This window comes from Pseudomonas sp. NPDC089406 (genome assembly GCF_044900265.1).
Lineage (GTDB): Bacteria > Pseudomonadota > Gammaproteobacteria > Pseudomonadales > Pseudomonadaceae > Aquipseudomonas > Aquipseudomonas fakonensis.
On sequence record NZ_JBJDNC010000010.1, the window covers coordinates 11,110 to 34,717 of the forward strand.

At 63.7% G+C, this 23,608-nt stretch carries 20 protein-coding genes and 2 pseudogenes; 9 read left to right on the forward strand and 13 right to left on the reverse strand.

Features of this window, described 5'->3' with window-relative positions:
* Positions 1-144: 144 nt before the first annotated feature.
* The 5 genes from ACI2KK_RS09335 to fabB all read left to right on the forward strand — a co-directional run bounded on the left by ACI2KK_RS09335 (position 145) and on the right by fabB (position 7,061).
* On the forward strand, positions 145-2,292 hold the full coding sequence (locus ACI2KK_RS09335; RefSeq protein ID WP_404668718.1) for a TonB-dependent receptor plug domain-containing protein: 2,148 nt from the start codon (positions 145-147) through the stop codon (positions 2,290-2,292).
* Positions 2,292-3,182 (forward strand): ABC transporter substrate-binding protein, encoded by an 891-nt coding sequence (locus ACI2KK_RS09340; RefSeq protein WP_404668719.1) that lies wholly within the window; start codon positions 2,292-2,294, stop codon positions 3,180-3,182. The genes ACI2KK_RS09335 and ACI2KK_RS09340 overlap by 1 nt, the downstream gene beginning before the upstream one ends.
* Positions 3,179-5,107 (forward strand): ATP-binding protein, encoded by a 1,929-nt coding sequence (locus tag ACI2KK_RS09345; protein WP_404668720.1) that lies wholly within the window; start codon positions 3,179-3,181, stop codon positions 5,105-5,107. Before ACI2KK_RS09340 ends, ACI2KK_RS09345 begins: the two co-directional genes overlap by 4 nt.
* Positions 5,108-5,313: 206 nt before the next feature.
* Positions 5,314-5,829 (forward strand): 3-hydroxyacyl-[acyl-carrier-protein] dehydratase FabA, encoded by a 516-nt coding sequence (fabA, locus tag ACI2KK_RS09350; protein WP_404668721.1) that lies wholly within the window; start codon positions 5,314-5,316, stop codon positions 5,827-5,829.
* 11 nt (positions 5,830-5,840) lie between these two features.
* The gene (fabB, locus tag ACI2KK_RS09355) at positions 5,841-7,061 is read left to right on the forward strand and encodes a beta-ketoacyl-ACP synthase I (protein WP_404668722.1); all 1,221 of its coding nucleotides are present in this window, start codon (positions 5,841-5,843) and stop codon (positions 7,059-7,061) included.
* Between the two features lie 303 nt (positions 7,062-7,364).
* Here the strand turns inward: fabB and ACI2KK_RS09360 are convergent, their stop codons facing one another.
* The 3 genes and pseudogenes from ACI2KK_RS09360 to ACI2KK_RS09370 all read right to left on the reverse strand — a co-directional run bounded on the left by ACI2KK_RS09360 (position 7,365) and on the right by ACI2KK_RS09370 (position 10,100).
* Positions 7,365-8,228: a methyl-accepting chemotaxis protein gene (locus tag ACI2KK_RS09360; protein ID WP_404668806.1), complete on the reverse strand. Its 864-nt coding sequence runs from the start codon at positions 8,226-8,228 to the stop codon at positions 7,365-7,367.
* Positions 8,220-9,026: pseudogene (locus tag ACI2KK_RS09365) on the reverse strand (MCP four helix bundle domain-containing protein); the annotation flags it as partial. The gene ACI2KK_RS09360 and the pseudogene ACI2KK_RS09365, both read right to left, overlap by 9 nt.
* Before the next feature lie 57 nt (positions 9,027-9,083).
* On the reverse strand, positions 9,084-10,100 hold the full coding sequence (locus ACI2KK_RS09370; protein ID WP_404668723.1) for an amidohydrolase family protein: 1,017 nt from the start codon (positions 10,098-10,100) through the stop codon (positions 9,084-9,086).
* 111 nt (positions 10,101-10,211) lie between these two features.
* Between ACI2KK_RS09370 and ACI2KK_RS09375 the strand changes: the two genes are divergently transcribed.
* Positions 10,212-11,075 (forward strand): pirin family protein, encoded by an 864-nt coding sequence (locus tag ACI2KK_RS09375; RefSeq protein ID WP_404668724.1) that lies wholly within the window; start codon positions 10,212-10,214, stop codon positions 11,073-11,075.
* A gap of 127 nt (positions 11,076-11,202) precedes the next feature.
* On the opposite strand, the gene ACI2KK_RS09380 is transcribed toward ACI2KK_RS09375, so the two are convergent.
* The 4 genes from ACI2KK_RS09380 to ACI2KK_RS09395 form a co-directional block, all read right to left on the reverse strand.
* Complete coding sequence (locus ACI2KK_RS09380) at positions 11,203-11,928, reverse strand: dienelactone hydrolase family protein (protein WP_369987300.1); 726 nt, start codon at positions 11,926-11,928, stop codon at positions 11,203-11,205.
* Between the two features lie 137 nt (positions 11,929-12,065).
* Positions 12,066-13,973 carry a molecular chaperone HtpG gene (gene htpG, locus ACI2KK_RS09385; protein WP_404668725.1) on the reverse strand — a complete coding sequence of 636 codons (1,908 nt, stop codon included), beginning with the start codon at positions 13,971-13,973 and terminating at the stop codon, positions 12,066-12,068.
* A 94-nt stretch (positions 13,974-14,067) separates the two neighbouring features.
* Positions 14,068-14,526 (reverse strand): PaaI family thioesterase, encoded by a 459-nt coding sequence (locus ACI2KK_RS09390; RefSeq protein ID WP_404668726.1) that lies wholly within the window; start codon positions 14,524-14,526, stop codon positions 14,068-14,070.
* On the reverse strand, positions 14,523-14,999 hold the full coding sequence (locus ACI2KK_RS09395; RefSeq protein WP_404668727.1) for a PaaI family thioesterase: 477 nt from the start codon (positions 14,997-14,999) through the stop codon (positions 14,523-14,525). Before ACI2KK_RS09395 ends, ACI2KK_RS09390 begins: the two co-directional genes overlap by 4 nt.
* Before the next feature lie 138 nt (positions 15,000-15,137).
* On the opposite strand from ACI2KK_RS09395, the gene ACI2KK_RS09400 reads away from it, so the two are divergent.
* The gene (locus ACI2KK_RS09400) at positions 15,138-15,422 is read left to right on the forward strand and encodes a hypothetical protein (RefSeq protein ID WP_217839476.1); all 285 of its coding nucleotides are present in this window, start codon (positions 15,138-15,140) and stop codon (positions 15,420-15,422) included.
* 68 nt (positions 15,423-15,490) lie between these two features.
* Here ACI2KK_RS09400 and ACI2KK_RS09405 read toward each other — a convergent pair whose 3' ends face one another.
* The 6 genes and pseudogenes from ACI2KK_RS09405 to ACI2KK_RS09430 form a co-directional block, all read right to left on the reverse strand.
* Positions 15,491-16,237 (reverse strand): DUF599 domain-containing protein, encoded by a 747-nt coding sequence (locus tag ACI2KK_RS09405; RefSeq protein ID WP_404668728.1) that lies wholly within the window; start codon positions 16,235-16,237, stop codon positions 15,491-15,493.
* Positions 16,238-16,422: 185 nt separating this feature from the next.
* Positions 16,423-17,736, reverse strand: a complete 1,314-nt coding sequence (brnQ, locus tag ACI2KK_RS09410) for a branched-chain amino acid transport system II carrier protein (protein WP_217839478.1) — start codon at positions 17,734-17,736, stop codon at positions 16,423-16,425.
* Positions 17,737-18,092: 356 nt separating this feature from the next.
* Positions 18,093-18,293 (reverse strand): hypothetical protein, encoded by a 201-nt coding sequence (locus tag ACI2KK_RS09415; protein WP_404668729.1) that lies wholly within the window; start codon positions 18,291-18,293, stop codon positions 18,093-18,095.
* A 28-nt stretch (positions 18,294-18,321) separates the two neighbouring features.
* Entirely contained in the window at positions 18,322-18,978 is a 657-nt protein-coding gene (locus tag ACI2KK_RS09420; protein WP_404668730.1) for a transposase, read from the reverse strand.
* Positions 18,975-19,745, reverse strand: a complete 771-nt coding sequence (locus ACI2KK_RS09425; protein WP_404668731.1) for a hypothetical protein — start codon at positions 19,743-19,745, stop codon at positions 18,975-18,977. Before ACI2KK_RS09425 ends, ACI2KK_RS09420 begins: the two co-directional genes overlap by 4 nt.
* A 141-nt stretch (positions 19,746-19,886) precedes the next feature.
* A pseudogene (locus ACI2KK_RS09430) lies at positions 19,887-20,027 on the reverse strand (succinate--CoA ligase subunit alpha); the annotation flags it as partial.
* Positions 20,028-20,256: 229 nt separating this feature from the next.
* Between ACI2KK_RS09430 and ACI2KK_RS09435 the strand changes: the two are divergent.
* Both ACI2KK_RS09435 and lanM read left to right on the forward strand, forming a co-directional pair.
* Positions 20,257-20,409 (forward strand): hypothetical protein, encoded by a 153-nt coding sequence (locus tag ACI2KK_RS09435; RefSeq protein WP_217839479.1) that lies wholly within the window; start codon positions 20,257-20,259, stop codon positions 20,407-20,409.
* 73 nt (positions 20,410-20,482) lie between these two features.
* Positions 20,483-23,575 (forward strand): type 2 lanthipeptide synthetase LanM, encoded by a 3,093-nt coding sequence (gene lanM / locus ACI2KK_RS09440; protein ID WP_404668732.1) that lies wholly within the window; start codon positions 20,483-20,485, stop codon positions 23,573-23,575.
* The last annotated feature ends 33 nt before the right edge of the window (positions 23,576-23,608 follow it).

Genomic DNA, 23,608 nt, shown 5'->3' on the forward strand with positions numbered 1-23,608 from the left:
CCAATCCGTTAACCAGTAAAAGTAAGTGGCGACCGGCGCATTATAAGGGCAAGCCGCAAGCCTCAAGCTACAAGTGGCAAGAAAAGCGGCAGGTCCACCGAGGCGCTTGCAGCATATAGCTTGCAACTTGAATGCTCGGTTAACATGCCTGATTCATTTCTGAAACAAGGTCGTACCGTGTTCCCTGGCACGCCCCCCTACCCTCGCCTGCTCCTGCTGACTGCCTTGCTCGGCGGGCCGGCCGTTGCCGACGACCTGTTCATCGACAACCAGGACCTGCCTCAGGTTCTGACCGCCACCCGCCTGAAACAATCCCCGGCCGCCGTGCCGGGCAGCATGACCGTGCTCGACAGCGAGCTGATCCGCGCCAGCGGCGCCCGTGACATACCTGAACTGCTACGCCTGGTGCCGGGCATGATGATCGGCTACGGCGCCGGCAACCAGCCCACGGTCAACTACCACGGCAGCAACGTCAACGACGCCCGGCGCATGCAGGTGCTGATCGACGGCCGCTCGGTGTACCGCGCAGGCCTGGCCACGGTGGACTGGAGCGATATCCCGGTGGCGCTTGAAGACATCGAGCGCATCGAAGTGTTCCGCGGCCCCAACACGGTCAGCTATGGCGCCAACGCGCTGATGGCGGTGGTCAACATCCTCACCCGCAACCCGGCCGACAGCCACGGCACCCGGCTGAAGCTGACCCGCGGCCAGGACGGCATCAACGACTACTACGTAAGCCACGGCCTGGGATGGGATGGCGGCGACCTGCGCCTGTCGGTGTCGGGCCAGCAGGACGATGGCTTCGACGAAGACCAGTTCGGCCATGACTACCGCGACAGCCGCAGGCTCAACCGCATCAACCTAAACGCCATTCATTACCTGGCACCAGACCAGACTCTTGAATGGCAACTGGCAGCCAAGGAAGGCAGCAACCAGCGCCCGTACACCTATCAGCCGGTGTTCGGCAACTACCGCGCCGGCAACGATGCCGACGTCAATGCCAAGGATTACGCAGGCTCGGTGCGCTGGAACATCGACTTCAACCCCGACCACAGCCTGTATGTGCAGGGTTCGGCGCAGCATTTCGACCGCCAGCAGGTGTGGCGGGCCTGTGATGCCGCCATTGCCTTCAGCCCCGAGCTGACGCGGCTGTGGCAGCTCAACTCGAACTATGCCGAGCAAGTGGCCCGCAGCCTGTTCACCGGCAGCCCGCCAACCAGTAGCGACCCGGCGCTGAACGCCCTGCGCCAGGAAGTGCTGAACCAGTGGAATGCCGGCGGCAATAACACCATCTGCGGCGACGTCGATCAGAGCACCCGCGAAACCCGCTACGACCTGGAAGTGCAGGACACCCTGAGCCTGACCGACAGCCTGCGCCTGGTCAGCGGCATGAACTACCGCTACGACAAGGCCGACTCGCAGACCTACTTCAACGGCACCCTCGACGACCAGACCTGGCGCCTGTTCGGCCAGCTCGAATGGCGCGCCGACGAGCACTGGATCGTCCAGGGCGGCGCCATGTACGAAAAATCCCAGCTGTCGGGCAATTCGCTGACCCCGCGGGTGGCGGTGAACTACCTGATCACCCCGCGCCACGGCCTGCGCGCGGTGTATTCCGAGGCCATCCGCTCGCCGGACATGTTCGAGAACAACGTCAACTGGAGCTACACGGTAAAAAACCTCTCGCCCAACCTGTACGGCCGGCAGAACGCTGAATACTTCGTCAAGACCCGCGGCCCGGGCGACCTCGACCAGGAACGCATGCGCTCGCGCGAACTGGGTTACAACGGCTACTTCAGCGACATCGACCTGAGCGTGGACGTGAAGCTGTTCTACGACGAGATCACCGGCATGATCAGCGAGCCGTTGAAGAACAACCAGTACATCGCCAGCAACGCCAACAAGTCGCGTTTCAGCGGTAGCGAGGCGCAGTTCGACTGGCGCATGAGCCGCCGTGACCGCCTGCGCCTGACCTACGCCTATGTCGACGCCTGGGCCAGCAACCCGGCCGACAGCCGCCTGACCGCCCGCAACAGCGGCTCGGCCGGCTGGCTGCGCGAATGGGGCGATGGCTGGTCGAGTGCGCTCTTCTATTACGGTGACGACGCGCTCAACGAGTACCGCTACGAGCGCATCGACCTGCGCCTGGCCAAGCGCTTCAAGGTGCAGGGCAGTAACCTGGAGCTGGCCGCCCTGTGGCAGCAGCGCCTGGACGACGAACCCACCACCCTGGTGCAGAACCGCTACGACAGTCGCCATCGCCTGAGCGTCAGTGCGGAGCTGGAGTTCTGATGAGCGTACTGCTGCGCTTGCTGCTGCTGTGCCTGCTACCACTGGGGTCGCTGTCTGCCAGCGAAATCCTGCTGGTGGGCGCCGAGGAGCAGCCTGGCATCCGCAGCTTCGTCAACGCCCTGGAGCAGCGCCGCCCCCACGACAAGGTGGCGTTTCGCGAGGTGGCGCAACTGCCCAGGCCTGGCCAATTGAAAGCCGATACCCGGCTGATACTGCTCGACGCACCGGCGCTGGACTGGCGCCTGACTGAAGCCGCAGGCCCACCGGCGCTGGCCCTGCGGGTCAGCCGGGTACAGGCCGAGCAGCGCCTGGGAAAGTCACGCCCGACGTTCCTCAGCCTGCTGTGGAGCGACCCGCCACTGGCGCGGCAACTGCGCCTGGCCCGCTACCTGTTGCCGCAGGCCCGGCGCATTGGTGTGCTGTACGCTGAACAAAGCCGTTTTTTACTCGATGAATTACGCCAGGCCGCCGAGCCACTGGGGCTGGAGATCGTCGCCCAGGACTGGCCCGACCTTCGCGACAGCCGCCCGCTGCAGCACCTGTTGGCCAACAGTGACGTGCTGCTGGGGCTCGACGACCCCGAGCTGTACAACTCCAAATCGGCCAAGAACGTGCTGCTGAGCAGCTACGGCCGGCAGATGGCACTGATCGGCCCCAACGCAGGGTTCGTTCGGGCCGGCGCCCTGGCCAGTACCTACAGCGACCAGGACGACTGGCTGGCCGTGCTCGAGCAGTTGCTCGACCAGCCGCCGGCGCGCTGGCCGCGCAGCCTTTACCCCGCGCGCTTCGGCGTCAGCGGCAACCAGCAGGTCGCCCGCGCCCTGGGCCTCGAAGCCATCGAGCCCAGCGCCGCCGCCAAGGCCGTGGCCGCAGGAGAACCCACCCCATGAGCAAACGCCTGAGCTGGGATATCCATACCCGCACCCAGATCATCAGCCTGGGCCCCGCCCTGCTGCTCACCTTGCTGTTGATCAGCTTCTTCACCTTCGTGCGTATTCAGGACTTGCGCCAGGAGCTCAACCACACCGGGCAACTGATCGCCAATCAGCTGGCGCCGGCCTCCGAATACGGCGTGATCTCAGGCAACAACGAAGTGCTCGACAGCCTGATGCGCGCCACCTTGAGCATCCCCCACGTGCGCTTTCTCGAAGTGCAGGACAGCCGTAATCACATCCTGGTGTACGTCGAGCAGCCCGACGAAAGCCAAAACCGCGCCCAGCGCGTGGAGGTGTTCCAGGCACCGATCCGCCTGCAGCAGATTCGCCTGGACAACGACTTTCTGCAGGGCAAGCCGCAGTTGCCGAGCATCGGTGACGACTATCTCGGGCGGGTGATCGTCGGCATGTCGGACGACGCCTTCAGCCAGCGCCAGCAGGAAATCGTCATCAAGGCCGGCATCCTGGCACTGTTCGCCCTGCTGTTCACCTTCCTGCTGGCGCGGCGCCTGGCCATGAGCCTGTCCAAGCCCATCAGCGACATGGGCCATGCGGTCAAGGCCATCCAGCAGGGCGACTTCAACGCGCCACTGCCGGTGGTCGACGACAGCGAACTGGGCCACCTGGCCAGGCACATCAACAACCTGGCCAGCGCCCTGGACCACGCCGCCCACGAACAGCAACAGGCCATGGGCCAACTGATCCAGGCCCGCGAGGAAGCCGAGCAGGCCAACCGCGCCAAGTCCGACTTCCTGGCGATGATGAGCCATGAGCTGCGCACGCCCATGAACGGCGTGCTGGGCATGCTGCAACTGCTCGAGACCACCCGTTTGACCGGCGAGCAGGCCGAGTACACCGCCGTGGCCAGCGAGTCCACCGGGCACCTGCTGAAAGTGATCAACGACATCCTCGACTTCTCGCGGATCGAGCGCACCACGCTTGAGCTGGAACACATCGACTTCAACCTCGCCGAGCTGATCACCAGTTGCGTGCAGTCGTTCCAGCATACCGCCCAGCAACGCGGCCTCACGCTACGCCTGCAACTGCCGCAGGCCCCGGCGGCGCAGCAGGTGATCGGCGACCCGACGCGCATCCGGCAGATTTTGCTCAACCTGGTGGGCAATGCGCTGAAGTTCACCGAGCGCGGCGAGGTGGCGGTGGAGGCACGCTGGCAATTGCTCGACCGCCAGCTGCTGTGGTTCACCTGTGCGGTGCGTGACACCGGCATCGGCATCGACAGCAACCGCCTGGAAATGATGTTCGTGGCCTTCCAGCAGGCCGACAGCTCGATTTCGCGCCGTTACGGCGGCACTGGCCTGGGCCTGTCGATCGCCCGCACCCTGGCCGAGCGCATGGGTGGCCAGTTGCGCGCCGAAAGCCGCGAAGGGCTGGGCTCGACCTTCACCCTGGAAATGCCCCTGGCGCTGTCGAACAGCCCGGCGGCACTGCCGCCAGGCGCGGCCACGGCAGAGCTGCCTGGCCACGATGGCGAGCGGATCCTGCTGGTGGAAGACAACCCGGTCAACCAGAGCGTGATCGAGGCCATGCTGCGCAGCCTGGGCTTCGAGGTCGGCCTGGCCATGGACGGCGCCCAGGCGGTCGAGCTGGTCGGCCAGCAGCCGTTTGCCGCGGTGCTGATGGATTGCCGCCTGCCGCTGATGGACGGTTACGAGGCCACCCGGCGCATTCGTCTGTTGCCGCAAGGCGCCGGGCTGCCGATCATCGCCCTGACCGCCAATGTGCTGGAGGGCGACCGTGAACGCTGCCTGGCCGCCGGCATGGACGATTACCTGAGCAAACCATTCAAACGCACCGACCTGCAGCGCACTTTGGGCCACTGGTTACCCGGTCGGACAGCCGCGACTGGCGATAAATGCTAAAGTGCGGCAGTCTTAAAGACTGGACAGGACCGACGCCGGCCCTGAAAATAACATTTCAGTGCACACCTGTACTTCATTTGCCAGGTGCGCTGTGACTTTCACCACAACGCAATAGTCTACCTGTAGGCTGCCGCCCCGGATGCAAAGCGTTTCGGGCCGGCCGGGAAGATTCATCCCCTGCCACAGGGGGTTATTGAGGAGCTCGCATGACCAAACAAAACGCCTTTACCCGGGAAGACCTGCTGCGCTGCAGTCGCGGTGAGCTGTTCGGCCCAGGTAATGCGCAACTGCCCGCCCCGAACATGCTGATGGTCGATCGCATCGCCCACATCAGCGAAGAAGGCGGCAAGTACGGCAAAGGTGAATTGGTCGCCGAGCTGGATATCAATCCGGACCTGTGGTTCTTCGCCTGCCACTTCGAAGGCGACCCGGTAATGCCAGGCTGCCTGGGCCTTGACGCCATGTGGCAGCTGGTCGGCTTCTTCCTCGGCTGGCAGGGTCTGCCAGGCCGCGGCCGCGCCCTGGGTTCGGGCGAAGTGAAATTCTTCGGCCAGGTACTGCCTACCGCCAAGAAAGTCACCTACAACATTCACATCAAGCGCGTCCTGAAGGGCAAGCTGAACATGGCCATCGCCGATGGTTCGGTCAGCGTCGATGGCCGCGAGATCTACACTGCCGAAGGCCTGCGGGTCGGCGTGTTCACCTCCACTGACAATTTCTAAGGGTTATTCGCATGCGCCGCGTCGTTATCACTGGTCTGGGCATCGTATCGTGCCTGGGCAATGACAAAGCTACCGTCACCGAAAACCTGCGCAACAGCCGTCCGGGTATCCGCTACAACCCGGAATACAAGGAAATGGGGCTGCGTAGCCAGGTTTCCGGCTCCATCGACCTCAACCTCGAAGAGCTGATCGACCGCAAGGTCTATCGCTTCGTCGGCCACGCCGCCGCCTACGCGTACCTTGCCATGCAGGACGCGATCAAGGACTCCGGCCTGACCGAAGAGCAGGTTTCCAACCCGCGTACCGGCCTGGTTGCCGGCTCCGGTGGCGCTTCCACGCTGAACCAGATGGAAGCCCTGGACACCCTGCGCGAAAAAGGCGTCAAGCGCGTCGGCCCGTACCGTGTCACCCGCACCATGGGCAGCACCGTTTCGGCGTGCCTGGCCACCCCGTTCAAGATCAAGGGCATCAACTACTCGATCTCGTCGGCCTGCGCCACTTCGGCACACTGCATCGGTACCGCGCTGGAGCAGATCCAGTGGGGCAAGCAGGACATCGTCTTCGCCGGTGGCGGTGAAGAAGAGCACTGGAGCCAGTCGTTCCTGTTCGATGCCATGGGCGCCCTGTCGACCAAGCGCAACGAAACCCCGGAGCTGGCCTCGCGCGCCTACGACGCCGACCGTGATGGTTTCGTCATCGCTGGCGGCGGCGGCATGGTAGTGGTTGAGGAGCTGGAGCACGCCCTGGCCCGTGGCGCCAAGATCTACGCCGAAATCGTCGGCTACGGCGCGACCTCTGACGGCTACGACATGGTTGCCCCGAGCGGCGAAGGCGCCATCCGCTGCATGCAGCAGGCGCTGTCCACCGTCGACACCCCGATCGACTACCTGAACACCCACGGTACCTCGACCCCGGTCGGTGACGTTGCGGAAATGAAAGGTGTGCGTGAAGTGTTCGGCACCAACGCGCCGAAGATCAGCTCGACCAAGAGCCTGTCGGGCCACTCGCTGGGCGCCGCCGGTGTGCACGAGGCGATCTACTGCCTGCTGATGATGGAAAACAACTTCATCGCCGGCTCCGCCAACATCGACGAGCTGGACCCAGAGGTCGCCGACCTGCCGGTACTGCGCAAAACCGAAGAAAACGCCAAGATCGACACGGTCATGAGCAACAGCTTCGGCTTTGGCGGCACCAACGCTACCCTGGTGCTCAAGCGCTGGACCGGCAAGTGATTGCCTGATGCGCTGAAGCACAACGCCCCGGCCTAGTCCGGGGCGTTTTTGTTTGTGCCTCAGCCGCGACACAACCCTGTGTAGGAGCGGCCTTGTGTCGCGAAAGGGACGCGCAGCGGCCCCGGAATTTTGACATCATGCAAAATTGTCGGGGCTGCTGCGCAGCCCATCGCGACACAAGGCCGCTTCCCACAGTGACCGTATCTTCAAGGCTACGTTGTACCTGTAGGAGCCGGCTTGCCGGCGATGAGGCCATTATAGGTAGCACAAGACAGTTGCCCCCACAGTGACTGGATACCCTCCCTACACCGAAAACCGCTGCACCAGGGCATTGAGGTCCACCGCCAGCTGCGACAGCGCCTGGCTGGCGGCGCTGGTCTGCTCGGCCCCGGCCGAGGACTGATGCGCCAGGTCACGGATGGTGGTGAGGTTCCGATCCACCTCCCGCGCCACCTGCGCCTGCTCCTCAGAAGCACTGGCAATCACCAGGTTGCGCTCGTTGATCTGCCCGATGGCCTCGGCAATCGCTTCCAGCGCCGCCCCGGCGGCATGCGCCCCACCCAGGGTCGAGCGGGCCTGGGCATCGCTTTGCTGCATACCCTGCACCGCGCGCTCGGCACCGCCCTGGATGGCGACGATCATCTGCTCGATTTCGCGGGTCGAAGTCTGTGTACGGTGGGCCAGCGCCCGCACCTCATCCGCGACCACGGCAAAGCCACGCCCCGCCTCCCCCGCCCGCGCGGCCTCGATGGCGGCGTTGAGCGCCAGCAGGTTGGTCTGCTCGGCAATGGCGCCGATCACATCCAGCACCTTGCTGATATCGTGCACCTGCTGCGCCAGTTGCCCCACTTCCTCGGCATTGCCGGCCACGCCGCTGGCCAGGGCCTCGATGGCGGTCACCGTGGCCTGCACCTGCTCGCGGCCCTGGCGGGCAATACGGTCAGACTCGCTGGACGCCTCGGACGTCGCCACAGCGTTGCGCGCCACCTCTTCCACGGCAGCGGTCATCTGGTTCACTGCGGTGGCTGCCTGTTCGATTTCCAGGCTCTGCTGCTGCAAGCCCCGGGTGGCATCCTCGGTCACCGCGCTGAGCTCTTCGGACGCCGAAGCCAGCTGGCTGGCAGAGTCGGAAATCCGCCCAATGGTCTCGCGCAGGCTCTGCTGCATGCGCTTGAGCGCGGCCAGCAGGCGCGCCGGCTCATCATCGCCCTGCACACTGATCTGCGGCGTGAGGTCGCCGGTGGCCACGGTTTCGGCCACCTGCAGCGACTGCCCCAAGGGCCTGACGATGCTGCGGGTCAGGGCCAGGGCCAGCACCACGGTCAGGGTCAAGGCCACCAGCAGCAGCCCGGCCACCCAGACCCGCGCACCACTGTAGACCGCCTCGGCGGTGGTGGTGGCGAGCCCGGCATGGTGGTTGTTCAGCTCGATCAGCTCGTTGAGCGTGGCAGTCATCTGGTCGGCGATCTGGTTCATCTCGCCATTGACCAGAGTGCCGGCGGCGCCGATGTTGCCCTGGGTGGCCAGTTGCACCACCTGCGACTGCAGGCCCATGTACTGCTGCTCCAGGGCCTGGTAGCGGTCGAACAGGGTGCGCTCCTCGGGCAGCACGATCAACGCATCGTAGTGCGCCTGGGCCTTGCTAAGGCCGGTCTTGATCTCGTCGATACGGGCGGTGTTCTGCTGCTGCGCAGCGCTGTCGGTGTTGACCAGCAGGCGCAGGGTCAGGGCGCGGATACGCAGCGCGTCCTGGGTCATGCGCCCTACCGAGATGACGCTGGGCAGCCAGTTGTCATCGACCTGTTCGGCCTGCTGGCGCATGTCGGTCATCTGTTTCAGCGCCAGGGCGCCCAGCGCCACCACCAGCAAGGCCATGATGCCGAAGCCGAGGCTGGCGCGCGGGGCAATGTTCAAACGTCTGAGGTTCATTGGGGCTCCCTCCCAAAAGTGATCGTTCCTTCGCATAAAGAAGGTATCGGGCGATTGGCAATTTGCGTAAGACGAAAACGCAATATCAAAACGCTACTTCACCGGCTTTGCGGCCTTGGGCAGCACGGCCAGGAAGTTATCCCGCGCCACCTTGCGCGCCACCGCCTCTGGCAAGGCATCGAGAAACGGCTTGAAACCGTGCATCTGCTCGCCGATACCGTCGAAGCGGCCGACCACATCCGAGCCCAGCATGAAGCGCTCGGGGAAGCGCTCGACCAACGCCAGCCATGGCTTGCGCGGCGCGCCTTGCTCGTCCAGCAGGTACGGCTCGAGCACGCTCCAGGACAGGTCGACGTACAGGTTCGGGTAGCTCTCCAGCAGCCGGCTCAGTACCGGCAGCAGAAAGTCCATCTGCGTTTGGTGACGGTGGATCTCCAGGCTGCTGCCGGCATGGGCCCAAATGAAGCGGGTATGCGGGTGGTTGCGCAGCGGCTCTTCGATTTCAGCCAGGTACAGCGGGTTGCGCTCGCGCTTGGAGGTAATGTTCGAGTGCAGCAGTACCGGCAGGTCGCGCTCGGCGGCCAGGTGGTAGATACGGGTCATTGCCTCGTTGTTGGCCCGTGGCGTGTCGCCGCTGGTCAGGGCGGTGAGGTCATCGTGTCGGGTGAACACCTCGCCGATGCCCTGCCACAGCCCCGGGTAGAGTTCGAGCATGCGCTCGATATGGCTGACGGCGTTCTTGTCCACCGGGTTGAAGCCGGTGAGAAACGGGTGGAAACGCCTGCGCTGTTCAGGGGCCAATGGCTGCAGCGCCGCCGCCACGTACAGGTCGGTGGCGCTGTACCAGTAAGCGTCGGCATCGTCACCGGCGTAGTAGCGCGGGCGCTTGGGCTCGTCCTCGTGCCATTTCTTGGCCACCGGAATGCCCGAGATCATCGACTGTTCCACCCCGGCGGCGTCCATGGCGGCGAGCAGCGCCGGCATGCCTTCGCTTTCCTGGAAAAAATCCACGTAATGCAGGTGAGCATCGCTGTAGCGGTACTCACGGGCCTCGGCTGCCAGGGGCAGGTAGCCGCAGAGCAGCAGGCCGGCCAACGCACGGGTTATCATCGGCGCCTCCTTCAGAGTTGAGAAAAGAGTAGACCTGCCAGCGCTCGCGGCAGTTCAGCAGCGGCCTGCGACCCGTTATGCTGAGGGCATTCACCGCCCGGAGCCCCACCCATGAGCAGCCCCCTGGTCATCCGCCCCCGCGCCGAATCGGTCGAGGGCCAGCCGATCCTGCGCCCGTTGCCGTCGGCCCAATGTCGCAGCGTCGGCCCCTTCGTGTTCTTCGACCACATGCTCGAAACCGACTACGCCCCGGGCCACGGCATGGACATCCGCCAGCACCCGCATATCGGCCTGTCGACCCTCACCTACCTGTTCGAGGGCGAAATCCAGCACAAGGACAGCCTGGGCTCGGACCAGCGCGTACAACCCGGCGAAGTCAGCTGGATGACCGCAGGCGCGGGCGTGGCGCATGTCGAGCGTACCCCGGCCGACGTGTTCACCCGCGGCTCGCGCCTGCATGGCCTGCAGGTGTGGCTGGCCTCGCCGCAGGCGCACGAACAAGGCCCGGCCAGCTACAGCCACCACCCGGCGGCCAGCCTGCCGGTGAGCGATAGCCTTGGGGTACGTATTTGCATGATCGCGGGCACAGGCTTTTGCCTGGCGTCACCGGTGCCGGTGCTCTCCCCTACCCTGTATGCCCATGTGCAGATGCAGCCGGCGACCACCCTGAGCGTGCCGAACGAGCATGCCCAGCGTGCGCTGTACCTGCTGGAGGGCGAGTTGATGCTGGATGACCAGCCGGTGCAGCCGTGCAGCCTGGTGGTGCTGCCGGAGGGTGAGCAAGCCGTGCTGTACGCCGAGGACGAGTGCCAGCTGGTGCTGATCGGCGGCGCGCCGCTGGATGGGCCGCGGCGGATGAACTGGAACTTCGTTGCCAGTGACCCGGAGTTGATCGAGCAGGCCCGGGTGAAGTGGGCTGCGGGGGATTGGCCGGTGGTGCCGGGGGAATATTCGCGGATCGAGTTGCCGCGTTGATTCGGGGCCGCTTTGCGGCCCTTCGCGGGTAAACCCGCTCCCACAGGATGATGTGCAGCCTCAAGCCAACACCAACCTGTGGGAGCGGGTTTACCCGCGAAGGGCTGCAAGGCAGCCCCCCTGCGCATCAGCGCTGGAACACTTCCTTGAGCAGGTTGTGCATCGAGCGGAACGCGCGCTCGCAGGTGCGACGGTCGTACTGCATCTTGCCCGGCACGTTGGCGTTAGGGTCGGTGAACGAGTGCACCGCGCCGCCATAGCTCAGCAACTGCCAGTCAACCTTGGCAGCGTCCATTTCTGCTTCGAAGGCCGGCAACTGCTCCTTCGGCACCAACGGGTCGGCAGCGCCGTGCAGCACCAGCACCGAGCCCTTGATGCGCTTGGCGTCTTCGGGGTTGGGGGTGTCCAGGGTGCCGTGGAACGACACCGCAGCGCGCAGGTCAGCGCCGGTACGGGCCAGCTCCAGGGCGCAGCAGCCGCCGAAGCAGAAGCCGAAGGTGGCCACCTTGCCCGGCTCCAGCAGGGCCTTGGACTGGCCCAGCAATTGTGCCAGGGCTTCCTGCATGCGCTTGCGCAGTTCACCGCGGTCGTTCTTCAACGGCATCATCGCCGCCCCGGCTTCATCAGCGTTGGACGGTCGCACCGATTGGCCGTACAGGTCGGCGATCAGTACCACGTAGCCTTGCTCAGCCACTTCCTTGGCGATGCGCTCGGCGCCTTCGCCGATGCCCATCCAGTTCGGCGCCATCACCAGGCCTGGGCGGCCCAGCGCGCCGGGCTCGTAGACCAGGCGGCTTTCGTAGGTCTTGCCGGACAGGTGATAGACCAGCGATTCGACGATGACTTTGCTCATTCAGCTCTCCTGGGGCGTTCACGGTTTGGCAAATTCTAGACGGTGCAATCTCATCGCGGGGCAAGCCCGCTCCCACGGGACGCAACGGGGCACCTAAATGAAAAAAGCCCGCCGAAGCGGGCTTTGTCTGCATCAGGTCAGGCGGACAGCTCGACCAGCAGCTTGTTCAGGCGGCGCACATAGGCTGCCGGGTCTTTCAGGCTGTCACCGGCGGCCAACGCGGCCTGGTCGAACAGGATGTGCGACAGCTCGCCGAAGCGGTCCTCGCTCTGTTCGTGGTCCAGTTTCTCGATCAGCGGGTGGCTTGGGTTGAATTCGAAGATCGGCTTGGAATCCGGCACCTTCTGCCCGCTGGCTTCGAGGATCTGGCGCATCTGCAGGCCCAGGTCCTGCTCGCCGATGGCGAGAATCGCCGGCGAGTCGGTCAGGCGGTGCGACACACGTACCTCGGCGACGCTGTCACCCAGCGCGGCTTTCAGGCGCTCGACCAGGCCCTCTTTGTCTTTGGCGACTTCTTCCTGGGCTTTTTTGTCTTCTTCGGAATCCAGCTTGCCCAGGTCCAGGTCGCCGCGGGCGACGTCGACGAACGACTTGCCGTCGAACTCGCTGAGGTAGCTCATCAGCCACTCGTCGATACGGTCGGTCAGCAGCAGCACTTCGATGCCTTTCTTGCGGAAGACTTCCAGGTGCGGGCTGTTCTTGACCTGCGCGTAGGTTTCGCCGGTGAGGTAGTAGATCTTGTCCTGGCCTTCCTTGGCACGAGCCAGGTAGTCGGCCAGGGCAACGCTTTGCTCGCCGCTGTCGTCGTGGGTGGAGGCAAAGCGCAGCAGGCCGGCGATTTTTTCCTTGTTGGCGAAGTCTTCGGCCGGGCCTTCCTTCAGCACCTGGCCGAAGTTCTTCCAGAAGCCCTTGTACTGCTCAGGCTCGTTCTTGGCCAGCTTCTCCAGCATGTCCAGCACGCGCTTGGTCAGCGCGGTCTTCATCGAGTCGATGATCGGGTCTTTCTGCAGGATCTCGCGGGACACGTTCAGCGACAGGTCGTTGGAATCGACCACGCCCTTGATGAAGCGCAGGTACAGCGGCAGGAACGACTCGGCCTGGTCCATGATGAACACGCGCTGCACGTACAGCTTCAGGCCGCGTGGCGCTTCGCGCTGGTACAGGTCGAACGGCGCGCGGGCCGGTACGTACAGCAGCGAGTTGTATTCGAGCTTGCCTTCGACCTTGTTGTGGCTCCAGGCCAGCGGGTTCTCGAAGTCATGGCCGATGTGCTTGTAGAACTCCTGGTACTCCTCGTCCTTGACCTCGCTGCGCGAACGGGTCCACAGGGCGCTGGCGCGGTTGACGGTTTCCCATTCCTGCGCAGGGGCCTCTTCGCCCTCGGCAGCCTCGGCCTGCTCCTTGGGCAGTTCGATCGGCAGGGCGATGTGGTCGGAGTACTTCTTGACCACGTTGCGCAGGCGCCAGCCATCGGCGAACTCGTCTTCGCCGGCTTTCAGGTGCAGGACGATGCGGGTGCCGCGCTGTGGTTTCTCGACGGTGGAGACTTCGAAATCACCCTCGCCCTTGGACGACCAGTGCACGCCTTCGGCGGCCGGCAGGCCGGCGCGGCGGCTGAACACGTCAACCTTGTCGGCAACGATGAACGCGGAGTAGAAGCCCACGCCGAACTGGCCGATCAGGTGCGAGTCCTTCTTCTGGTCACCAGTGAGGTTCTTCATGAAGTCGGCGGTGCCGGACTTGGCGATGGTGCCCAGGTGGGCGATGACGTCTTCGCGGCTCATGCCGATACCGTTGTCTTCCAGGGTGACGGTATTGGCGGCCTTGTCGAAGCTCAGGCGGATCTTCAGCTCAGCGTCGCCCTCGAGCAGCTCGGGCTTGGCCAGGGCCTCGAAACGCAACTTGTCGGCAGCGTCGGAGGCGTTGGAGATCAGCTCGCGCAGGAAGATCTCCTTGTTCGAATACAGCGAATGGATCATGAGGTGCAGCAGTTGCTTGACCTCGGTCTGGAAGCCCAGGGTTTCCTTTTGAGTCTCCACACTCATCGTCTTCAAACTCCAATCTGTTGGTTGTTGGCGCCTGGCGGCCCGCTGGGCCTGCTTATTGCGGCGGATGACCAACAAATGGGGGCATGCCGGACTATTTCAAGGGCTTTTGCGGTTCGATCTTGAAATGCGCACGGGCGGTGGCGATGGGCGCGTCACGATCCCCCTGCCAGGCGGTGATGGCGACGTTGGTCACCCGCCGGCCCTGGCGCCACAGCTGGCACTGGGCATAGGTGTCGCGAAAATGGCCGGCGCGCAGGTAGTCGATGGAAAAGTCGATGATTTTCGGAATGCTCACGCTCTCGCTGTAGATCAGCAGGTACAGCGCGGCGGACAGCTCCATGAAGCCTGCAATCACCCCGCCGTGGATGGCAGGCAGCAGCGGGTTGCCGATGTTGTTCGGGTTGGCCGGCAGGCGGAACAGCAAGTCATCGCCCTGACGTTCACATTCGATGCCGATCAGCCCGGCATAGGGGATCAGCGCCAGCAGCGGGCCATAGTCACCGCGGGCATGGGCCTGGTTCAGTTGCTCGCGCACGGCTTGCGGGATCATGGGCGCGGCTCCTTGAGGGCATTGCCAAAGCGAATACCGCCCTTGATATCCTGCCCCAGGCGCATGAAGGTGCCCACCACCTGGCAGATAGGCTGCGACGGGTCGCCCTGATAGGCGCTGCCGCGGGTGAAGATCACGTCGCGGGTCACGCGGTAGCACTGGGCGTGGCCGTAGATGGGTTTGTGCGGTTCGGCCGGGTGCATGTAGTCGATGCGCAAATCGAGGGTGGGGCACACTTCGAACTGCGGCAAGGCACACAGCGTGGCCATGCCGCAGGTGGTGTCCATCAGGGTGGTCAACGCCCCGCCATGCACCGCGCCGGTTTGCGGGTTGCCGACGATGGCCGGCGACCATGGCAGCACCAGGGTCATGCCTTCGGCGTCGGCATGCTCAACGCGCATCTGCAATACCTGGCAGTGTTTGAGTGCCGAAAGAAACCGTTCGGCCATGGCCATCAAGGCTGTATCGCTCATGTATTCCTCACTGCATAAAACCGCAAAAAAGTCTATATAAGCCAGGCAGTTATATATCTGTAACTTTTGCGGAACTAATCCGATGGGGGCGTGTTCGAAGGTACAAGTAAAGTTATTCCACCCAGGAGAGACACCCCCATGCGTAAACCTTTTGCTTTTGCTCTGATGCTGGCCGCTACCATGGGCCTGGCCGCTTGCGATAAAGCGAGCGAAGACAAGGCCCAGGACGCACAGCAACACGCCGAGCAAGCCCAGGAAAAGATGGGCGAAGCTCAGGATAAAATGAACGACGCCGCCAAGGAAAACGCCGAAGCCGCCAAAGATCAGGCCGAAGCGCAGCAGAAAGCCGCTGAAGAAGCCGCCCCTGCTACCCCGGCTCCGGAAACCGCCCCGGCCGCGCCAAGCGAACCTGCCAAGCAGTAATTGGTTAGTTACAAAAAAACCCGACTTTGTCGGGTTTTTTTGTGCCTTGCGTTAATGGGTGAAACGCTTCAGTTGAGTGTCGCGGAAGTTTCCTTGCCCACCTCTGCCGAGTGCGGCGTGGGGGTGAATACCATGACTTCCAGCACATGGGAGTGGAACTCCCGGCGATACAGAATGAATACCACACCGACACTCATCGCCATGAATAACCATGGGCTGATAAACCAGCTCAGCATGGCCATGCCAAAGTAGTAAGAACGCAGCCCCAGGTTGAACTGGTTGGCTGCCAGCGACAGCACCCGCGCTGCGCGCAAGGCGAAGGCATTGCGCTCCTGCTCGTTGACCAGACGCTCGCCGATCATCGGCGCCGAGCCCACCAGTACTGCGGCGAAGTTGTACTGACGCATGCACCAGCTGAAGGTGAAGAAGGCGTAGACAAACACCGTCGCCAGGCACAGCAACTTGATTTCCGACATGCCCTGGGAGGCCTGCTGCACCAGTGGCAGGTCGGCCAGCAGCGACAGCGCGCGATCAGAAGCACCCAGCACGGTGAGGATACCGGCAAGGATGATCAGCGTGCTGGAGGCGAAGAACGAGGCATTGCGCTCCAGGTTGCCGATCACGCTGGCGTCGGCGATGCGGTTGTCGCGCAGCAGCATGCGACGCATCCAGTCTTCGCGGTACAGGTGCAGCACGCTGGCCAGGCACGCGGTGTCACGGCCCTTCCAGAGGGCGTAGCGGGTGTAGCCGCCCCAGCAGATGGCGAACCAGCAGGCGGCCAGGAGATTGCCAAGGTTGCTTTGAATGAAGCTCATGCAGGTATCCCGTAAAAGAGAAACAGACCGGCTTTCGACGCCCGGATTCGGCAAAAGGCACGCGATAGCGTCAGTACAAGCAATAAAAAACCCCGCGCCTTCACAGGACACGGGGTTTTCGGTTTCCACCTGCGGCTGGCACCCTGTTGGCTTGTGGCCGGTGCCGCCCTTCAGGCTTCAACCCATCAAGCCAGCACTTCGCGCGGCTTGCCCAGCATGCGGTCGCAGACCACGGCCACACCCAGGGTGATGACCGAAGGCACCAGCCAGGCCAGGCCCTGCTCGCTCAGCGGCAGGTGCGCGGCGGCGTCCGGCAACCAGTGCGCAAGGCCACTGCCCTTGATCGCATCGACCAGGCCGAACAGCAGCGACACCAGCATCACCGGGGCCAGAATACGTACCGGCGAGTTCCACAGCTCCTTCACGAAGCTCAGGCCCACCACCACGATGCACGGCGGGTAGATCGCGGTGAGCACCGGGATCGAGAACATGATCAGCTTGGTCAGGCCCAGGTTCGACACCAGCAGCGAGAAGCCGGCCAGGATCACCACCAGGGCGCGGTACGACAGCGGCAGGATCTGGCTGAAGTACTCGGCACAGGCGCAGGTCAGGCCAACTGCGGTCACCAGGCACGCCAGGGCGATCAGCACGGCCAGGAAGCCACTGCCCAGCGAGCCGAAGGTGTGCTGCACGTAAGCGTGCAGCACCGCAGCGCCGTTGGTGGCGTCGGCGGCGATGTCATGGCTGCCCGCACCCAGGCGGAACAGGCTGATGTACACCAGCGCCAGGCCGACACCGGCGATCAGGCCGGCGATGATGGCGTAGCGGGTGATCAGCTTCGGCGACTCCACGCCGCGCGAACGGATGGCGTTGACGATGACGATGCCGAAGACCAGTGCACCCAGAGTGTCCATGGTCAGGTAGCCGTTGATGAAGCCCTGCGAGAACGGCGCGGCGACGTACTGCGGCTGCGCCTCGCCGATGGTGCCGGCCGGCAGCGCGAAGGCGGCGATACCCAGCACGGCCAGGGCGATGATCTTCAGTGGCGCGAGGAAGCGGCCGACGGTATCGAGCAGCTTGCCCGGGTACATCGACACCGCCAGCACCACGGCGAAGTACACCAGGCTGTAGATGAACAGTGCAGTCGGGCTTTCACCGGTCAGCGGCGCCACACCCACCTCGAACGACACGGTGGCGGTACGCGGGGTAGCGAACAGCGGGCCGACCGACAGGTAGCACACAGCCGCCAGCAGGCCGCCGAAGAACTTGCCGATCGGGCTGCTCAGGGCGTCCATGCCGCCGCCGACCTTGGCCAGGGCGACCACGGTGATGACCGGCAGGCCAACGGCGGTAACCAGGAAGCCCAGGGCCGCCATCCATACGTGAGGCCCGGACTGCAGGCCGACGATAGGCGGGAAGATGATATTGCCAGCGCCTACGAAAAGCGCAAACGTCATAAAGCCAAGCGCCAGGATATCCTGGCCTTTGAGAACTTTCATTTAGGGTAGTACCACACTGCTGAAATCGGGATTCGAGAGGGAATTTCCCCGTGAATGAGGGAAATGTTGCCCGGCTTGGTGAGCCAGACCCGTTTAGCGTGTCGTTCCCTTTTGGGGTACGGGCACAGAGTGAACGCGTAGGTTAACCGTTTTACCGAATAAACGCACTGTAACGGTGCTGTTTGTCCGATGTGCGTAGCTGTTTGTCGCATGGGTGATGCCTTGAAGAGGCATCCTGACAGACAACGCCCTTTGCGCCAGTCAGAAAAACCTGTCAAGCCCGTCGATTTATCCCACACATAGAGCATGCAAGACGGGCCCCTGGGGACGCCGGCCTTTCCCCAGGGGCCCGAACATCAGGCCTGCTCGACCTTCAGATCAGTGCCGGCGGCCTGCCAGAAGCGCTTGATCTCATGGATGTTGCCGAAGTTGTAGCGCGGGCCAGGGTAGAAGCCGCCGCCGCCCGTACATTCAATACCTGAATCGCTGCCGGTCTGCGGCATGGTTTCGCTACCGGCGTTGTACAGGCGGGCTTCAGCCCAAACGGGTTTTTGCATGGTTTGTTTCCTTCTTTTGATTTCAGGGTTACATCACGGTGTGATGTGCTTGCCACAGCGCCTCGATGCGCTGGTGGATCTGTTGCTCCTGCGAGCCGAGCCCCGAGTAGGCCGGCTGCAGTCGGTCATCGAAACACCACTCCTGGCGAGCGCCGCGCACAGCAGGCGGTACGGCGATCATCAACGCCAGGGAAATGGAAAACTCGTCAGGGGGCAGTTGGTAGTGCAGGTCTTCGAACGCACGCATGTGCAGCAATGTCCCCGGGCTCAGGCGAATGTGCTCGGGCTCCCCCAGCACAGGCCGCGTACGCTCATCGACCTGCCCACCATTGAGCAGCGGGTACTTGACCGTGCGGTAGCCACTGCCCTGGTAACCCACGGCAAACAGCTCGAAGTCATGGGTGTGGGGCAAGCCGTAGATGAACGTCTGCCGCTCCGCCTGCACCTGCGCCGGCAGCCAGCAGCTCATGCGCAGCGACACCCGTGCCGAGGCATGCAAAGCAAAGCCGTAGGGGTTGTAGGCCTGCTCGCCGCGAGTGAACGCATGCTGCTGGATATGCTGGTACATGCACTGCCCCAGCAGGCCGCGATCCTGCGCCAACGCCTGCAGGTCGGCAGCGATGGCTTCACGCTCGCTCTCAAGGTCTCGCGCTTCGATTCGCTCGATGAAGGTGTGCAGGTTCATGCCACGCCCTCCGCCTTGTACTGCGCAAGCATGGCGTCGAGCCCCGGGTTGGCCAGCGCGCCCAGTATTTCGCTGTACTGCCCAAGCTTTTCGGGGCTGTGCTGCATCAACACCAGGAATGCCTGCCAACGAACGGCGGGGTGGTGGTGGAAGATCAACTCCCCGGCCACCTGCTCCAGGTGCGGGTCACCGATACGCTGCAAGGCCTCGAGCAGCAGCAGAAAACGCGATGCCTGGGGATCGGCGGGGAACCAGGCGATACGCGCCAAGCTGTTGCTGTCGAACACTTCGATATCACTGCCGGGCACTGGCAGATTAAAGCTGAATGCCAGATGAGCCTGCCGCCCCGGGTGCAGCGCAACCACCTGCTGGTCTCCCTCGACCAGCAACGGCGCGCCGGGGGTTACCCGCACTGCCCTGCCCTCATGCAGGCGATCACCATCACGGTCGAACAACCGCAGCAGATACTCGAACCCGGCCGGAGCGAACCAGATGCTGTAACCCGAAGTGGAGTAAAGATGATCCGCCGCCGAGGTGACCCGGGTGACATTCAGGGCCACAGCGTCTTGCTCGGCATTGAGCCGCAGACGTTCGCTGAAATGCGCGACCGCGCCACACAGCACAGCCTTGCGCGCCGCTTCAGGTTGGTTATCTAGGCGCTGCCTGAAGCCACGCCAGGCCGCCTCGACGAAGGCGCGCATGTCGGTGTGCCGAACGCGCGCCAACAAATGCTGTGGTTCTGGCCTGCCCTGCAATAGTGCTTCCATGATCTGCCTACCATCTGCTCTGTAATCGTGTGAGGGATGATCTCAGGCGGCTGGCTGGGCAATAAGCTGGAAGCAGTCTCCAGAAACGACAAAGGCCACCCGAGGGTGGCCTTTGTGCGCGTGGGGGGTACTACGTGTTACTTACTTCTTGGCTTCCCAGCCAGTCAGCTCGGCCAGGGCCTTGCCGATGTCAGCCAGGGAACGCACGGTCTTCACACCAGCGTCCTGCAGGGCGGCGAACTTCTCGTCCGCAGTGCCCTTGCCGCCGGAAATGATGGCGCCAGTCTGGCTGTCTTTGTGCTGCGCCACCAATGACAGGCACAGCCCCGGCCGACAGCCAGAAAAAACCTATCGAACCCATCGACTTTCCCTGCTTGGCGGCCGTTCGTCGCAACACCGGCCAGGCAAGCGCTTTCTGCCAGGGACAGCTTTCACGCTGATCGCCCTTACGCCCCGTGGTTAATGTGATGTCGCACTCAAAACGGGTGCCTAATCAACCAGAGGTGAAACCATGAGCGAAGCAATCCTGAAAATGTCCGGCGATATCGAAAGCGAGTTCCAGGCCTTCCACGCCGAGCAGGAAAACACCAACGACATGGCGATGGTGACCAACGTGGAGTGCAGCTCGCAGGGCTGCACCTCCATCCTGTGCATCGCTGAGTAAATCAGTGCCCGCAGAAGCAGGGCCCGCCTTGCTTCTGCCCTGCCCCGTGACCGCCGCCCTGCGAGCCCTTCCCATGCCTTGCAACATCCTGCCGTTTTCCCAACGCAGCGACCCTGCGCGCCTGCCTGCCCCCCTGACCGCGCTGTTTCGTTCCAACCTGGCGCTGTTGCACAGCCATGACCAGAACACCCGGCACTACTTCGGCATGGCCCGCAGCGAACTGCTCGAACGGGTGGGCAGCGAGCCCGCGCCCGGCACCAGCACCGATACGCACCACCCAGCGGTGCTGCGCTATCAGCACAACCTCGCCCAGCTGCAGAGCCTGCCCGCTTGTCTCGACGCGCAGCCGGATGAGTCTGCTTTTTTCTGGTTTGAACAGCGCTTTCATCGTTACTTCACCGAGCGTTTTCTCAAGCACCCGGCCTATCCCCAGGTGGCTGACGCGCTGCACAGCACGACCGTGCTCGAGGGGCTGCGCCCCTACGTGAGAAACACCGTGCGCCGCTTGTCGGAGCCAACCCTGGTCCATGCGCTCAACCATCGGATACTGGCCGACCCAAGTTTCACCCTGGATCAGTTCAGCGAAGGTTTGCGAGCACCTGCCAGGGTCGCTGACCTCGCGTCGAGCTATCCGGTGCTGTTCAACCTGCTGTTCGACACCCTCGAAGACATCACCCACTACCTGTTCAGCGTTGTCCGCCACTACCTTGCCGACCGCCCGGCACTGCGCAAGTGCTTTGCCTGCCCGCTGGAGCAGATCGATACGATCCGGCTGGGCCTGGGCGACCCCCATGGCCGGCAGCAGACCGTGTGCGAAGTGACCAGCGCCGCCAGCAGCTTCATCTACAAGCCCAGGCGCAATCATGAGATGCGCTTCTACAACGAGAGCCTGGCGCTGCTGCGGCGCCGAACCGGCAGCGACTGGTTCGACTGTTTCTCGCCGAGGCTGCTCATGGGCGCCGATCACTGCTGGGTCGAGAAAATCCCCCACGTCCCGTGCCAGTCACACCCGCAGCGGGCCTTGTTCTACCAACGCCTGGGGGCGCAGATTGCACTCATCCACGCGTTCAACGGCATCGACTTCCACTTTGAAAACATCATTGCCCACGGCTGCAGCCCGGTGATGATCGACCTGGAGTGCCTGTTTACCGCGCCCCTTGGCGCCACACTGAACGCCGCCCCGCTGGAGGGAGCGCTGGCCAGTGCCCAGCGGATGGCCCGGGAGTCGATTTTCGCCACCGGCTTCGTACCCTATGCGCAACACGCGCTGAACGATGTCAGCGCCTTGAGCGCGCAGTCGCAGCTGGCCATCACCCGACAGACACTGGTGCAGGACGAGGGCTTCTACCACATGCGTAAATCGTCGGCCCAGCGCCAGGCGCCGGTCCAACACCAACCGTTCGCCAGCACCACCGACCCGACCCCCTACCTGCCCGCTTTGCGCGAAGGCTTCGAATTTGCCTATGACGCCATCTGCCGCCACCGGGACGCATTGCTCGAGCACCTGGAGCGCAATGCCGCACAACTGAGCACGCGCATTCTGGTAAAGAATACCCAGCGCTATGTCGACTTCATCGCCCTTGGCCTGCACCCAAGGTTCATGCAAAACCAGCTCGACCGAGAACTGCTGCTCGCTACCCTGTGGTCGGATGCCATCGACAAGCCGTTGCACGGCGCGGCCTTCAAGGCAGAGGTCGAAGACCTGCAGCGCCTGGTGATTCCCCGCTTCGAACTGCCGATCAATAGCTGCGCCCTCGGCACGGCAGTCGGTGCCGATACCGTGCTGATGCTCGAACACAGCCCCTTGCAAGGTTGCCGGCACAAGATCCAGTCGCTGGGCCCGGCCGACAAGAAACTGCAAATGGCGGTGTTCGACCAATGCCTGAACCGCCGCCAAGGCGCCCAGTGCCCGCTGAACGCCGCGCACAGCGGCCGCCATGCCGCGCCGCTGAGCCCTGCGCAGGCGCTGCAGGCGGCCCAGCGCATTGCCGCGCAAATAGAAGACCTGCTGATCACCGGCGAAGACCAAGGCGCCCGCTGGCTTGCCTTCAAGACCCACACCGCCACCGGCAAGCCCTTCCTGACGGTGATGGGCAACGACCTGTATTCCGGGATTGCCGGACTTGGGCTGTTCTTTCTGGGGCTGTACCAGGTCACCGCCGACCGGCGCTATCTGCAGCGCACCGACCAGATACTCGGGTCCCTGGCAGATACCCGGCAGGCCTTCGGCGCTGGCGCCGATAGCGGCGGCTACCAGAAGCTGGCTGGCCACCTCTACCTGCTATGGCATCGTCAGGCGCTGGCCCCTACCCAGCAGTACGACCAGCCATTGCAGAGGCTGCAGGAGCAGCTTTGCGCGTTGCCCTGCGACGCCTTCGACATCGACTTCATCGCCGGCAGCAGCGGCGCCCTGGCCCTGCTGTCCGAACTGCACCGCTGCGCGCCGACGGCGCAGTTGGCCCGCGCCATCGACAAGCGCCTTGAGCAGATCTCCCGCACCTTGTACCTAGGCGATAATGGCCAGCTACTCCACCGCGACGGCTCGACCGTGTTGAGCGGGCTCGCCCATGGCCTTTCAGGGGTGATCCTGGCGCTGTGCAAAGCCTATGGCGCAACCCGCGACAGCCGGATCGTGCCCATGATCGAAGGTTATGTCAGCGCAGAAAACGCCCTCAAGGACCAGGGCTTCTGGCTGGATCTGCGCGAATGCCGCCAAGCGCGGCATGCAAGCAAATGGTGCCACGGGGACGCCGGCATTCTGCTGGCACGGCTGGCCGTGCGTGAGTGCCTGGGGGCGCAACTGCCGCCAAGCCTGGCTGAGGTCGTGAATCACGATATCGCCTGCTGCCTGGACAACCTTCAGGCTGGCGGATTGAACGACGGCTACACCCTTTGCCATGGCGATTTCGGCAACCTGATGTGCCTGGACCGCTTCCATCATGCGCAAGGCGATCAGGGCGCTATCAAGCAGGTCGCATGCCTGCGAGGCGCAGCGCTGAGCGACTACCTGCAGGATGATGCGCTGCAGTGCCAAGCGTATCCGCAGCTCGGGCTGATGACCGGGATCTCAGGGGTCGGCTACGCCTTGCTCAAGCACATCGACCACTCGCTACCGGACGTGCTGTCGCTGGCCTTCACCCGCCCATCCGGCGACCTGCAGTGGTAAAAAAACAAAGGCCACCCTAGGGTGGCCTCTGTC

Bases quoted from the DNA above. Each gene is read 5' to 3' on its own strand.
- ACI2KK_RS09405 (WP_404668728.1), bottom strand. From the start codon at position 16,237: ATGAGCTTCATTCAAAGCAACCTTGGCAATCTCCTGGCCGCCTGCTGG.
- ACI2KK_RS09415 (WP_404668729.1), bottom strand. From the start codon at position 18,293: ATGCAAAAACCCGTTTGGGCTGAAGCCCGCCTGTACAACGCCGGTAGC.
- ACI2KK_RS09360 (WP_404668806.1), bottom strand. From the start codon at position 8,228: ATGCAGCAGAGCCTGCGCGAGACCATTGGGCGGATTTCCGACTCTGCC.
- brnQ (WP_217839478.1), bottom strand. From the start codon at position 17,736: ATGAAAGTTCTCAAAGGCCAGGATATCCTGGCGCTTGGCTTTATGACG.
- fabA (WP_404668721.1), top strand. From the start codon at position 5,314: ATGACCAAACAAAACGCCTTTACCCGGGAAGACCTGCTGCGCTGCAGT.
- ACI2KK_RS09335 (WP_404668718.1), top strand. From the start codon at position 145: ATGCCTGATTCATTTCTGAAACAAGGTCGTACCGTGTTCCCTGGCACG.
- ACI2KK_RS09375 (WP_404668724.1), top strand. From the start codon at position 10,212: ATGAGCAGCCCCCTGGTCATCCGCCCCCGCGCCGAATCGGTCGAGGGC.
- ACI2KK_RS09425 (WP_404668731.1), bottom strand. From the start codon at position 19,745: ATGGAAGCACTATTGCAGGGCAGGCCAGAACCACAGCATTTGTTGGCG.
- ACI2KK_RS09345 (WP_404668720.1), top strand. From the start codon at position 3,179: ATGAGCAAACGCCTGAGCTGGGATATCCATACCCGCACCCAGATCATC.
- ACI2KK_RS09420 (WP_404668730.1), bottom strand. From the start codon at position 18,978: ATGAACCTGCACACCTTCATCGAGCGAATCGAAGCGCGAGACCTTGAG.
- ACI2KK_RS09435 (WP_217839479.1), top strand. From the start codon at position 20,257: ATGAGCGAAGCAATCCTGAAAATGTCCGGCGATATCGAAAGCGAGTTC.
- ACI2KK_RS09390 (WP_404668726.1), bottom strand. From the start codon at position 14,526: ATGATCCCGCAAGCCGTGCGCGAGCAACTGAACCAGGCCCATGCCCGC.
- ACI2KK_RS09380 (WP_369987300.1), bottom strand. From the start codon at position 11,928: ATGAGCAAAGTCATCGTCGAATCGCTGGTCTATCACCTGTCCGGCAAG.
- lanM (WP_404668732.1), top strand. From the start codon at position 20,483: ATGCCTTGCAACATCCTGCCGTTTTCCCAACGCAGCGACCCTGCGCGC.
- ACI2KK_RS09400 (WP_217839476.1), top strand. From the start codon at position 15,138: ATGCGTAAACCTTTTGCTTTTGCTCTGATGCTGGCCGCTACCATGGGC.
- ACI2KK_RS09370 (WP_404668723.1), bottom strand. From the start codon at position 10,100: ATGATAACCCGTGCGTTGGCCGGCCTGCTGCTCTGCGGCTACCTGCCC.
- ACI2KK_RS09340 (WP_404668719.1), top strand. From the start codon at position 2,292: ATGAGCGTACTGCTGCGCTTGCTGCTGCTGTGCCTGCTACCACTGGGG.
- ACI2KK_RS09395 (WP_404668727.1), bottom strand. From the start codon at position 14,999: ATGAGCGATACAGCCTTGATGGCCATGGCCGAACGGTTTCTTTCGGCA.
- fabB (WP_404668722.1), top strand. From the start codon at position 5,841: ATGCGCCGCGTCGTTATCACTGGTCTGGGCATCGTATCGTGCCTGGGC.
- htpG (WP_404668725.1), bottom strand. From the start codon at position 13,973: ATGAGTGTGGAGACTCAAAAGGAAACCCTGGGCTTCCAGACCGAGGTC.